The organism is uncultured Stenotrophomonas sp., from assembly GCF_963519125.1.
GTDB lineage: Bacteria > Pseudomonadota > Gammaproteobacteria > Xanthomonadales > Xanthomonadaceae > Stenotrophomonas.
The window spans coordinates 129,147-141,758 of sequence record NZ_CAUQLJ010000005.1 but is presented as its reverse complement, the minus strand read 5'-3'; the positions used below and the strand labels follow the sequence as shown (position 1 = coordinate 141,758).

At 69.1% G+C, this 12,612-nt stretch carries 6 protein-coding genes; 2 read left to right on the top strand and 4 right to left on the bottom strand.

What is annotated here, in order from left to right; all coding sequences use genetic code 11:
- Positions 1 to 14 precede the first annotated feature (14 nt).
- Both bioA and RYM47_RS06060 read left to right on the top strand, forming a co-directional pair.
- On the top strand, positions 15 to 1,406 hold the full coding sequence (gene bioA, locus RYM47_RS06065) for an adenosylmethionine--8-amino-7-oxononanoate transaminase (RefSeq protein ID WP_315386648.1): 1,392 nt from the start codon (positions 15 to 17) through the stop codon (positions 1,404 to 1,406).
- Positions 1,397 to 2,131, top strand: coding sequence for a 16S rRNA (uracil(1498)-N(3))-methyltransferase (locus RYM47_RS06060; RefSeq protein ID WP_315386647.1), 735 nt, complete (start codon positions 1,397 to 1,399; stop codon positions 2,129 to 2,131). Before bioA ends, RYM47_RS06060 begins: the two co-directional genes overlap by 10 nt.
- Before the next feature lie 44 nt (positions 2,132 to 2,175).
- Here the strand turns inward: RYM47_RS06060 and RYM47_RS06055 are convergent, their stop codons facing one another.
- The 4 genes from RYM47_RS06055 to RYM47_RS06040 all read right to left on the bottom strand — a co-directional run bounded on the left by RYM47_RS06055 (position 2,176) and on the right by RYM47_RS06040 (position 12,596).
- Positions 2,176 to 2,643 carry a chemotaxis protein CheW gene (locus RYM47_RS06055; protein WP_315386646.1) on the bottom strand — a complete coding sequence of 156 codons (468 nt, stop codon included), beginning with the start codon at positions 2,641 to 2,643 and terminating at the stop codon, positions 2,176 to 2,178.
- Positions 2,644 to 2,676: 33 nt separating this feature from the next.
- Entirely contained in the window at positions 2,677 to 4,020 is a 1,344-nt protein-coding gene (locus RYM47_RS06050; RefSeq protein ID WP_315386645.1) for a chemotaxis protein CheB, read from the bottom strand.
- Positions 3,986 to 10,465 carry an Hpt domain-containing protein gene (locus tag RYM47_RS06045; protein WP_315386644.1) on the bottom strand — a complete coding sequence of 2,160 codons (6,480 nt, stop codon included), beginning with the start codon at positions 10,463 to 10,465 and terminating at the stop codon, positions 3,986 to 3,988. Before RYM47_RS06045 ends, RYM47_RS06050 begins: the two co-directional genes overlap by 35 nt.
- 94 nt (positions 10,466 to 10,559) lie before the next feature.
- Complete coding sequence (locus RYM47_RS06040) at positions 10,560 to 12,596, bottom strand: methyl-accepting chemotaxis protein (protein WP_315386643.1); 2,037 nt, start codon at positions 12,594 to 12,596, stop codon at positions 10,560 to 10,562.
- Between the last annotated feature and the right edge of the window lie 16 nt (positions 12,597 to 12,612).

Here is a 12,612-nt window from a genome sequence, read left to right as displayed (position 1 = left end):
TCCATGAGCCCGAAATGCTAGCAGACCCAGCCCCCCTCACGCTGGCCGACCAGTGGCGGCAACGCGACCTGGCCGTGCTGTGGCACCCGTGCACGCAGATGCGCGAACACCCCGACACCTTGCCGCTGGTGCCGATTGCACGGGGTGAAGGCCCGTGGTTGATCGATCACGCCGGGCATCGCTACCTGGACGCGGTGAGCAGCTGGTGGACCAACCTGTTCGGCCACGCCGAGCCGCGCATCGGCGCCGCCATTGCGCGCCAGGCCACCCAACTGGAACAGGTGATGCTGGCCGGCTTCAGCCACGAGCCGGCGGTGCAGCTGGCCGAGCGGCTGCTGGCGATCGCGCCGCGCCAGGCCGGGCGCGCGCCGTTGTCCAAGGTGTTCTACGCCGACAACGGCTCGGCCGGGGTCGAGGTCGCGCTGAAGATGGCCTTCCACTATTTCCGCAACCGCGGCGAACTGCACCGCACGCGCTTCGTGGCGCTGGAGAACGGCTACCACGGCGAAACCCTGGGCGCGTTGTCGGTGGGCGACATCCCGCTGTATCGGCGGGTGTATGCGCCGCTGCTGACCGAAGCGCTGTTCGCGCCCTCGCCGGACGCCTACCTGGCCGAGCCCGGGCAGAGCGCGGCGCAACGCGCGCACGAGGCTGCCGATCGCCTGGCCGACCTGTTCGACCAGCACCCCGGCGAGATCTGCGCGGTGATCCTGGAACCGCGCCTGCAGTGCGCCGGCGGCATGCGCATGCACGACCCGGTGTACCTGAAGCGGGCGCGCGAACTGTGCGATGCCAACGGGGCATTCCTGATCGCCGATGAAATCGCCACCGGGTTCGGCCGCACCGGCACCCTGTTCGCCTGCGAGCAGGCCGGGGTGATGCCGGACCTGCTGTGCCTGTCCAAGGGCCTCACCGGCGGTTTCCTGCCACTGGCCGCGGTGCTGGCCACCCAGGCGCTGTACGACGCGTTCCTGGACGACAGCCGCGAGCGCGCCTTCCTGCATTCGCACAGCTACACCGGCAACCCGCTGGCGTGCGCAGCCGCGCTGGCGACGCTGGACATCTTCGCCAGCGAGGACGTGATCGCGCGCAACCGCAGCACCGCCGAGGTGATGCGCCGACTGGCCGCACCGTTCACCGACCACCCGCAGGTGGCCGACGTGCGCCAGGCCGGCATGGTGGTGGCGTTCGAACTGACCCGCAACGGCGACAAACGCACGCCCTTCCCTGCCGAAGCGCGGGTGGGACTGCGTGCCTACAACGCGGCGTTGCGACGGGGGGTGGTGCTGCGCCCGCTCGGCAACGTGCTGTACTGGATGCCTCCCTACTGCGTGGAGGACGAACACCTGGACCTGCTGGCCCAGACCACCCTGGCTGCCATCGAGGAAGCTGTTGCATGCGCGTGACCCGTTCTTATGTCGATCTGCCGCTGGCCGTGGGCCAGACCGTGTCGTTGCCCGAAGAGGTCGCCAACCACCTGGTGCGGGTCATGCGCCTGCGCGAAGGTGATGGCTGCGTGCTGTTCAATGGCGATGGCCACGACTACAGCGCCACCCTGATGGAATCAGGCAAGCGCGAGGCGCGCGTGCAGATCGCCTCGGCACAGGCACTCGACAATGAGTCCTCGTTGTCGATCACGCTGCTGCAGGGCATCGCCCGTGGCGAAAAGATGGACCTGATCCTGCAGAAGGCCACCGAACTGGGGGTGCAGGCGATCGTGCCGGTCAATGCGGAACGCACCGAGGTGAAGCTTGACGCCGCCCGTGCGGAGAAGCGCCTGGCGCACTGGCGCAGCGTGGTGGTCTCGGCCTGCGGCCAGTCCGGTCGCGCGCGGGTGCCGACGGTGGCGCCGCCGCAGAACCTGCAGGAGGCTGCGCTGGCGATGCCGGCAGCGGCGTTGAAGCTCACGCTCGATCCCGTGGGCGAACACCGGTTGTCGACCCTGTCGGCCGCGCCCGGTGGCGTGGTGATTGCGATCGGGCCGGAAGGCGGCTGGTCGCCGCGTGATCGGCTGGCACTGCAGCAGGCTGGCTTCCAGGGGCTCCACCTCGGGCCGCGGATCCTGCGTACCGAGACGGCGGGATTGGCGGCGATTGCCGCGATCCAGGCGCGCCTGGGCGATCTGGGGTAATCGGCCACCCGGGGTAGAGTCGCGCCCTGCGTGGCTCTACCGGGTCAAGCGGGCAGCGCTTCGTCCAGCGCGGTTTCCAGCGCATCCAGATCCGGCAACAGCGCGCTCAGCTCTCCCAGCAGCACGCGCATGTGCACGCCGGGCGGCAGGGCTTCTTCCGACGCGTCGGCCAACAGGCCATCGCGCGGCACCGAGATCAGCTGCGGGAAGTTCGGGGTCACCAGCGCGAAGTACGGGCGCTTGGCATTGCCGCCCAACGCCTTCAACACCACCACCTTGTTCTTGCCCGAACCCTGTTCCTCGCCGAGCCCGGCGTGGCGCGCGAACGACATCAGGGGGACGTCCCACCCCTGCCACTGGATCTGGCCGAGCAGCCAGGCCGGGGTTTCGGAGACCGGGGTCACACTGGCGGAGGCCAGCATTTCGGCGACCGTGGCGTTCGGGACGAGCACCCGGTCATTGCCGGCCTGGATCAGTACTCCGCGGATTTCGTCGTTGCTGGCGTAGCTCATGGTGTGTTTCCTGAAAGTGACATGGCGCGGCGATTACTCGCTCACGCCCCAGCGTTCGGCGATGGCGGCGGCCAGCTGCGGCGGGTCGCCGGCGGCCATGCCGGCGGCAACCACGGCATTGGCCGCGACCGGGTCGTAGCAGCCGTCTCCGGTCTGCCCGGCCACCCAGGCACCGGCCACGGCCAGCGACAGCACGTCGTCCAGCACGGCCACGTCGCTGCCGCTGAGCAGCACCACGGCGCTGTGCGCCGGCGGCAGCGCAGCGACCTGGATGCCCTGCGCGTCGGCAGTGAAGTACAGGCCGCGGTTGCGTACGGCCACACCCACGTCGTCGGGCAGGATGTAGGCATTGCCGGCCCGCACCGGCTGGTCGGACTCGGCCAGCAGCACCGGCAGCGCCGACACCCGCGCCATCTGCTTGACCAGGTTGCCGTAACGGCCCCCGTCCAGGCGCATGTAGACCAGTACCGGCGTGGCGAGCCCGGCGGGCAGCGCGGCCAGCAGGCGGCGCAGCGCATCGGGGCCGCCAATGCCGGCCAGGACCAGCACCGCACCTGGCGCGGAGCCATCCGGCGCGATCTCCGGTTCCAGTTCCACCAGCGACAGGCTCGGCGTATCGAACGCGTCGGTCATCGGCGGTGCGCTGGCCGGTGCACTCGGCACGACCGGCGGCGCAACCGTGTCTTCGTCGACGAGCGACCAGCTGCTGTGGTCGCCCAGCGGCACGCGCGGCGCTGCGGGTGCGTCCACCGGCACCGGCGGCGGCACGCTGGCCGGCGCTGCGGCAGGCGCTGCCTGCATCGCGGCCAGCGCTTCTTCCAGCGACATCGGCTCGCTGTACGCCTCCGGCGGCGTGTACAGCCCATCGGTGGGCACGTCGACCGCGGCGTCGAACGCCTCGCGCACGTGGAATTCCAGCGGCGCGTCGGCATGCCGTTCGGCCGGGGTCTGCGGCAGGCCCGGTTCGGGCTGCAGCAGGCCTTCCTGCTCGGAGCCCGGCGGCAGCACGTCCTGGTGACCGTGCAGCTTGGCCACCAGGTGGCGCGCCCAGCGCTGGGCTTCCCAGCCTTCGCGGCGCGCAGCCAGTTCCGCTTCGTCGAAAATCACGGTCAGTTCGGGCGACGCCAGAACCGGGTCGAGCCGTTCCAGCGCGTCCTCAACCGCCGGCTCCAGCGCGATCAGCACCGCACCGGCGTCGACCCCACCCAGGGTTTCAGCATCGATGCTGTTGGGGTCTTCTTCCAGCACCACGGTCGCGCCGGCCTGGGCCAACGCTTCGCGCAGGCGCTCGCGCGCCGGGCCGACCCGTGCCAGCAGTGCCACCAGGGGCAGCGGGTTCAGGTCATTCGCGGGCACGGGCGATCCCCAGCAGGTCATACACGTTTCGCATCAGGTCCAGCTCCTGGTACGGCTTGCCCAGGTAACGCTGGACACCGATTTCAAAGGCGCGTTGACGGTGCTTGTCGCCGCTGCGCGAAGTGATCATCACGATCGGCACGCCCTTGTAGCGTGGATCGGCGCGCATTGCGGTGGCCAGTTCATAGCCATCCATGCGCGGCATTTCAATGTCCAGCAGCATCAGGTCGGGCACCCGCTCCTCCAGGCGCTCCAGCGCTTCGATGCCGTCGCGGGCGACCGCAACTTCGAAGTTGTGGCGCTCCAGGATGCGGCCGGTGACCTTGCGCATGGTCAGCGAGTCGTCGACCACCATCACCAGCGGCGCCTGGCGGTCGCTGGCCTGTGCGGCCGGGGCGACCGGCTTGAGCGGGTTGGCCTGGTAGCGACGCACCAGCGGTGCCACGTCGAGGATCACCACCACGCGGCCATCGCCGGTGATGGTGGCACCGTAGATGCCCGGGACCGACGCGATCTGCAGGCCGACCGGCTTGACCACGATTTCGCGGTTGCCCAGCACCTGGTCGATCGCCACGGCCGCGCGCAGTTCACCGGCACGCACCAACAGCAACGGTACCTGGGCCTGGCCTTCGGCGCGGGCCTGGCCCTGGCCGACCAGCGTGCCGAGATCGTGCAGTACGAACTCTTCGCCACCGTAGTGGTAGCCGCCCTCGGCGGACTCGAAGCGCTCGCGCGAGATCCGGCCGATACCGCTGACCGAGGCCACCGGGACGGCGAAGGTGGTGTCGCCGATCTGCACGAACACCGCCTGGGTGACCGCCAGGGTCTGCGGCAGGCGCAGGGTGAAAGTGACGCCCTTGCCCGGCACCGAGTGGATGTCCACCGTGCCACCGAGCTGGCGCACTTCGTTGTGCACCACGTCCATGCCCACGCCGCGGCCAGCCAGCTGGCTGACCTGGTCGGCGGTGCTGAAGCCGGCCGCGAAGATCATCGCATCCAGTTCGGCGTCGGACAGGACCGCGCCGGCCTCGACCAGGCCGCGCTGTTCGGCGCGGCGACGGATCGCCTCGCGGTTCAGCCCGGCACCGTCATCGGCCACTTCCAGCACGATTTCCGAGCCTTCGCGGCGCAGGCGGATGGCGATCTCGCCTTCCTCCGGCTTGCCCGCGGCGCGGCGCTGTTCCGGCGTTTCCAGGCCGTGCGCAACCGAGTTGCGCAGCATGTGTTCCAGCGGCGCGACCATGCGGTCGAGCACGTTGCGGTCGAGTTCGCCGTGGGTACCGTCCAGGGTCACGTGGACCTGCTTGCCGGTGTCCTGGCCCGCCTGGCGCACCACGCGCCGCAGGCGCGGCACCAGGCCGTCGAACGGCACCATGCGCGCACGCATCAGGCCGTCCTGCAGTTCCGAGCTGACCCGCGACTGCTGTTGCAGCAGCACGTCGTACTGGCGCGAGAGGTCGTCGAGCACGCCCTGCAGGCCGCCAAGGTCGGCTGCGGACTCGTTCAGCGCACGGCTGAGCTGCTGCAGGGTCGAGAACCGGTCCAGTTCGAGCGGATCGAAGCTGTGATCCACCTGCTCCTGCTCGCGCTGGTAGCGGGCCACGATCTGGGCTTCGGTTTCCAGGTCCAGGCGGCGCAGCTGGTCGCGCAAACGCGCATTGGTGCGGTCCAGTTCGCCCATGGCGCCGCGGAAGGCACCCAGCTGTTGTTCCAGGCGCGAGCGGTAGATCGCCACTTCACCGGCGTGGTTGACCAGGCGGTCGAGCAGATCGGCGCGCACGCGCACCTGTTCCTGCTGCGGACGGGCCAGGCTGTCCTCGTCGTTGGAGGCTTCCAGCGGTACCGGCGCCGACAGCGGCGCGGTGGCCACCGCAGTGTCGATCGCCACCGGCGCAGCCACGGACGGGGTGCTGTCCGCCTCGGTCGCGTTGTCGCGACCCAGTGTGCGCTGTTCGAACGCGGCGATCAGGTCGTCGGGCATCGCCACGTCGCGATGACGGCCGGTACGGGTCAGCATCTGGTGCAGGCGGTCAAAGCCCCGTTCCAGCAGCTGCACGTCGCTGCGATCAATATCGGTGCGGTTGGCGGCGACCGCTTCCAGCAGCGACTCGATGCCGTGGCCGAGGTCGCCGATGGCGTTGATGCCGGCCATGCGTGCACCACCCTTCAGGGTGTGCAGGTCGCGCTGCAGGCCGGCCAGGGCCTCGCGGTCCTCCGGCGCGGCGCGCAGCTCGCTGATCAGGCCATCGCAATGGTCGAGCAGGTCCTTGCCTTCTTCGACGAAGATGTCGACCAGCTCGCGGTCGAGCACGCTGAAGTCCAGCGAACCGGCGTCGTCGAGTTCGTCGGCTTCGGCTTCGGCTTCGGCTTCTGCCTGGATCTCGACCTCGACCGGTGCCGGGGCGTCTTCCAGCTCGAACAGCGGCTGCGCGGTCGAGGGCTGCTCGACCTCCGCTTCGGCGAAGGCGCCGGCTTCGTCCAGCGTCGGATGGGACGCATCCACGCTGAGTACCGGCGCATCGTCGCTGGAAACCGCGGCGTCGGGACCGTCGACGATGGTCAGGCCATCGTCCAGTGCCTGCTGCAGGTCCACGGTGTCGCCGAAGGTCGGCGCCGGCGGCAGCACGTCTTCAAACTCGTCGACGACTGCTTCTTCGGCGACGTTGCCTGTCGGGGCTTCGACTTCGATTTCTTCAATGGTGTCGGTGGCCTCGAGGGTCTCGAGGGTCTCGTGCAGCGCCTCGGACTCGGCCGCTTCCAGCTCGATGGCCTGGACCGCTTCTTCCGCGTCCGGCACGGGCTGTTCGTAGAAGCGCGACAGATCGTCGGCGCCGGTCAGCTCCACGCTCACCAGGCCGTGGTCCACGACTTCGGCGGTGGGCGCATCGGCGGCAACCGCGTCTTCAATCGGAGCAGCGGACGGCGCGTCGAACGAGGTGACCAGGCTGGCGTCGAAGTACGCCGACAGGTCATCGCTGCCGGTCAGTTCATCGACCACCAGTGCGTCGGGTGCGTCAGCGACTTCGACGGGTGCGGCAATGGAAAGTTCATCGACGATGTCCGCCGCGTCGACCACGGACAGATCGTCGGCCTCCACGATGGCCTGCTGCAGCGTGCTGTCGGTGCTGTCGTCCGCAACGGCGTAGCCGTCGCGCTCGTCGAACTGCGCCGAGAACGCGGCCAGCTCGTGCGCGGTGACGTCGTGCGCATCGCGCGACGCATCGGCTTCGGCGTCGAGGTCAACCTCGAGCGTCTCGACCTCGTCGCCGTCCAGGTCCATGCCGTCCTCGGCCACCAGTGCCGGCCAGCGTGCTTCGGGCAGGGTCGCGGCCAGCGCCTGCAGGCGCTGCGCAAGCTCGGCCTGCGACGGAATGCGCGGCGCTTCGGCCTGCAATGCGGTCATGGTGGCGCGGATCGCGGCGGCGGTGGCCGTGAGCGCGTCGACACCGTCGGCATCGGGCACCGCGTCGGCAGCCAGCGAACGCTTGATGAAGGCTTCCGCCCCGCCGGTGACGGCGGTGATCTCAGGCACGTCGGTCATCGCGAACGCACCGTTCATGGTGTGCACCGCGCGCAGCAGGCTGTCGGTGACCGGCTGCGGTGCAGCCTGGGCGTCCTGCAACCAGGCCTGCAAGGTCGCGTGGTGGGCCTCGACTTCGGCCTCCAGGATTTCGCGCAGGACTTCGTCGATGTTGGCCGGGGTACCGCTCAGTTCCGGCTCGACAGCTTCAACGGTTTCAACGACGTCAACGGCTTCGATGACCTCGACGGTTTCCACCGGCGCGGCCACCGGGGCCGAACGCTGCAGCGGCACGTGGAAGGTCTCTTCGCCGGCACCCACGCGGTCGGCGATGGCCTGCATGGCCTGCAGGTCGGCGCTGACGCGGCTGCCGTCGCGCAGCGCGGCATTCAGCTGCGGCAGCACTTCGTAGGCCTGGGTGACCATGGCGACCACCGCCGGCGAGGCCGGACGGCTCCCATCCAGCACGCGGTTGAGCATGCCTTCGATCTTCCAGCTGAACTCGCCCAGGGTACGCGCGCCGACCAGGCGGCCACTGCCCTTCAGGGTGTGGAACACGCGGCGGATCGGACGCAGGCGGTCCATGTTGTCCGGCGCCATGCGCCAGACCGGCAACAGATTGCCGAGGTTGACCAGTTCTTCGTCGAATTCTTCGATGAAGACGTCGCGGATGTCCTGGTCGATGTTCTCGCCATCGTCCTCGAAACCGGCGTCGATGGTGGTGTCCAGTTCTGCTTCAGCGGCGGCGGCGGCCTCCACGTCGCCCACGGCTGCGGCGGGCGCCGCGTCCGGAGTGACGGAGAACTGCGCAGCGGCGACGTCCAGCTCGGCCAGGAAGCGGGCCGACTCGTCGTCCAGCTCGATCGTGCTGATGACCGCTTCCTGCACGCCGCCGGTGGCGACGGGCGCAGCCGCTTCGATCGGTTCGATGACCTGTTCTTCTTCGAGGGCAGCGACCGGTTCGATGATCGCTTCGGCGGGTGCGGCGACCTCCTCGAGCGGCGCGTCCACGGTCAGCGGTGTGTCTGCAGCGGGTTCGACCTGCTCCTGCAGGAACGTCGGCAGCGCCTGCACGTCCAGCGTGTGCTCGGCGTCGTGCGCGGCGACCGGCGTGTCATCGATCTCCAGCGACAGCACGTCGCCGGCGTTGTGCAGTGGCTCGTCGAAGGTGAATTCGATCGGCTCTTCGCTCAGTTCCAGCGCATCGTGCTCGGCCGCCACTGGATCGAATCCAGTGCTGGCCGGCTGATCGGTGTCGGACACGTCAGTGTCGACCCCGTCCAGTACGATCGGCGCGATCTCCGTGGGCGCCACGCCCCATGCCTGGCCCGCCTCGGCGTCTTCGGCCATGACCGGGTCGAAGCTGGCAAAGGTCGGGGCAGCGCTTTCCGTGCGGGCAGCGTCGCTGTGCAGCGTCCACTGCGGCGCGTCGGCGGCAACCGGTGCCATGGAGGCCTCGAACACCAGCGTCGGCGCAGGTTTGGCCACGCGCTCGACCGGCGCGGCCGCGGCAACCTCGGGCACGGGTTCGAAGGTGAAGTCCGGCAGCGGCGGCGACGGCACATCACCCGGCGCAGGCGCGGCGGGGGTTACCGCAATCTCCACCGGCGTGGCCACCGGCGTGTCCCAACCGGTCAGCTCGACGTGTTCCGGGGCGACCGGCAGCGCTTCGGCGCTGACATCGGCCGGCGCGGCGTTCTCGTCGGGCAGCGGCCAGTAGCGCAGCGTTTCCAGGCTGGTCCGGGTGATGTCGAGAATGTCTTCGCGTCCCTGGCGGCGTTCGCGCAGGGCTTCCAGGTAGTACTCCAGGCTGGCCATGGCGTCGGCCAGGGTGTCCAGCTGGCGTCCGCTGGGCACGCGCTGGCGGCCGATCAGCTCGACCGAGATGTACTGGCGTACGCCCTGCAGGTAGTCGGCCGGGGTGGGCAGGTCGAGCATGCGCAGTGCGCCGGCGACCTCACCGAGCAGGCGCGGCACTTCATGCAGCTGCTGGTGGTTCCAGTTGGTTTCGATGAAGGCAACGAAGTGCTCGCGCGCTGCAGCGAAGTTGGCGATCGCTTCGTGCGCCAGGATTTCCACCGTGCGGCGGCCTTCGGCCGCGCTCGGGTCGTCCTCGCCACTACCGCCGGCGCCCAGGTGCGCGACCTGGTCGTCCAGCGAGGCGTCCACGTACAGCAGTGCACCGGCGATATCCAGCAGCAGGGTCTCGTCGATCTGCTGCGCGCCGTCGACCACGCCGCGCAGCGCGTCGCGCTGCTGCACGACCACGCCACGGGCCACGCCCAGGCCCATCATGCCCAGGGTGTCGGCCACGGCGCCCAGTTCGTTGACCTGGGTCTGCAGCTGTGCCGGCTCACCACCGGTGCGCAGGTGCAGGTCCAGCGCATCCTTGATCCGCAGCAGTTCTTCCTTGACCGCATTGCCCACGGTGTCGAGCAGCTCGCGGTTGCGGCCGCTCAGGCTGCCGCGCGCATGGTCCAGTTCGGCTTCGGTGGCGCTCGCGCTGTCCGGGGCGAAGGCGAACAGTACGCTTTCATTGATGCCCGGCGCACCACGTGCGGCACGGATGTCGTTGAGCAGCGGCAACAGCACGATCGGAATGTCGCGGTGGCCGTTCTGCAGGCGCTCCAGGTAGTCGGGCAGCAGCACGCTGCCGCGCATCAGGGTGGCGCAGGCTTCGTCGCGGTCGGGCACTTCGCCCGCGCCGATGGCGTTGGCCAGCTGCTCCATTTCCTCGGCCACCATGGCCGGCGCATACAACTCGACCATGCGCAAGGTGCCCTGCACCTGGTGCAGGTAGCCGGCGCAGAAGCGCATGCGGCTGCCGTCGGCCGGGTCTTCGGCGTAATACTCGACCTCGTTGCGCACCTGGCGCAGGGTCTCGTCCAGCTCCGGCTTCACCCAGCCCAGGGCGGCGTGGCTCATGGCATCGCGCAGCGTGCTCATGCCGGATCTCCCGGCAGGGGCGCGCGCGTGTCGTGCTGTGATTTCTCGCGATGCATCATCTGCTGATTCCTTCCCTCTCCGCCCTGCCCGCGGCTCACGCCGGCAGCTTGAAGTCGGCAACCGAGCGGCGCAGGTCGGCCGCCAGCTGTGCCAAATGACCGATCGACTCGGCGGTCTGTCCCGCGCCCTGCGAGGTCTGCCCGGTAATCTGACGGATCACGCCCATGGTGCGGGTGATGTCGGATGCGGCCGAGGACTGCTGCTGGGCGGCGATCGAGATGTTCTTGATGAGGTTGTTCAGTGCGTTGGACACGCGCTCGATTTCGGTCAGCGCGGTGCCGGCGTCTTCGGCCAGGCGTGCACCGGACACCACTTCGGCGGTGGTCTGCTCCATCGAGCTGACCGCTTCGTTGGTATCGGCCTGAATGGCCTGGACCAGGTTTTCGATCCGTCGGGTCGCACCGGAGGTGCGTTCTGCCAGGCGCTGCACTTCGTCGGCCACCACGGCGAAACCACGGCCGGCCTCACCGGCCGAGGCCGCCTGCACGGCCGCGTTCAGTGCCAGGATGTTGGTCTGCTCGGAAATGTCGTTGATCAGTTCCACGATCGAGCCGATTTCCTGCGACGACTCGCCCAGGCGCTTGATGCGCTTGGAGGTTTCCTGGATCTGGTCGCGGATCTGGTCCATGCCCTGGATGGTCTCACGCACCACGCCGGCACCCTCGGCCGCGATCACCACCGAGCGCTGTGCCACGTCGGCCGACTCGGCCGAGTTGCGCGACACCTGTTCAATGCTCGACGCGATTTCGCCGATCCGGTCGGAAGCGGAGGTGATCTGGTTGGCCTGGTGGCCGGCCGCTTCGGCCAGCTGCATCGCGGTGGCCTGGGTTTCCTGGGTGGACACGGCGACCTTGGCCGAGGTGTCGTTGATGGTGGTCACCAGGTGGCGCAGTTCGTCCACGGCGTAGTTGATTGCGTCGGCGATCGCGCCGGTCATGTCCTCGGTCACCGAGGCCTTCACGGTCAGGTCGCCTTCACCCAGCGAGCTGATTTCGTCCAGCAGCCGCATGATGGCCTGCTGGTTGCGGCTGTTGAATTCCACCTGGGTCTGGTAACGCAGTTCCTGCTCGCGCGAGCGGCTGCGCACGGTGCTGCTGACGAAGCCGATGATGGCGATCAGGGACAGCGCGCCGGAGATCACGCCCAGCCAGAAGTTCGGGAACAGGCGCGAATCACGCACCGAGCCGAACGAGGAGAAGGCTTCGAACAGCCGCTTGCTGTCGTCCAGCATCTTGCTCGAGCCGGCGGTCAGCGCAGCGGCCGAAGACTGCGCCGAGAACAGCTGGCGCGAGCTGGCCAGGATCGCGTCGGCGTCCTGCTTCATCGTGTCCCACTGCTTCTGCGACTGCTCCAGCGCCGCCAGCGCGCCAGCGTTCCGGACCGGGGCGATGCCCAGTTCGTCGTTGCCGTTGCGCAGCGCGTCCAGCACCTGGGTGAACACCACCGAGTCGCGGGCCAGCGCGTCGCCCGCGGCAGCGGCGTTGCCGCCACCGGCGCGCATTTCAGTCACGCGGCGGGCCATCGAGCCCACCACCACGACCTGCTGCAGGGCGTTGTACACCTGCGAGGCCGGGGCGCCGCCGGCCGACATGGCGCGGACCACTTCGTTCAGCTGGGCCTGCAGCGCCGGAACGCCGTTGACGAAGTTGTTCGCATTGCCGGCCAGGGCCAGCACCGCCGGCTCGCTGGCGACCAGCTGGGAGGCGCTCTTGCCGAGCGGTTCCCAGGTCTGGGTCAGCTGGTTGAGCGGGCCGGACACGTTGGTTTCGTTGCCGTAGCGCCCCTGCAGGCTGCTCACGGTGCTTTCGATGCGGGTCTTGGTGTCCTTGAAGGCGGTGAAGGCCTGGGCGTTGCCCGAGACCGCTTCACGACCCTGGTTGGCCAGCTGCTGGGACAGCACCTGCAGGTCGGCCGCGCCGGTGCTGGCGCCAGCCAGGCGACTGCCCTGCCAGGTGGCCACGCCGGTATTCAGGCCGAACACGATCAGCGACAGGGCCAGCAGGCCCAGCCAGAAATTGGTGCCTACCGAGCCCAGCTTGCCGGCCTTGGCGGTTTCCGAAGAAGTACTCATCGTTCAACCTCGATCT

Bases quoted from the DNA above. Each gene is read 5' to 3' on its own strand.
- bioA (WP_315386648.1), top strand. From the start codon at position 15: ATGCTAGCAGACCCAGCCCCCCTCACGCTGGCCGACCAGTGGCGGCAA.
- RYM47_RS06060 (WP_315386647.1), top strand. From the start codon at position 1,397: ATGCGCGTGACCCGTTCTTATGTCGATCTGCCGCTGGCCGTGGGCCAG.
- RYM47_RS06055 (WP_315386646.1), bottom strand. From the start codon at position 2,643: ATGAGCTACGCCAGCAACGACGAAATCCGCGGAGTACTGATCCAGGCC.
- RYM47_RS06050 (WP_315386645.1), bottom strand. From the start codon at position 4,020: ATGACCTGCTGGGGATCGCCCGTGCCCGCGAATGACCTGAACCCGCTG.
- RYM47_RS06045 (WP_315386644.1), bottom strand. From the start codon at position 10,465: ATGAGCACGCTGCGCGATGCCATGAGCCACGCCGCCCTGGGCTGGGTG.
- RYM47_RS06040 (WP_315386643.1), bottom strand. From the start codon at position 12,596: ATGAGTACTTCTTCGGAAACCGCCAAGGCCGGCAAGCTGGGCTCGGTA.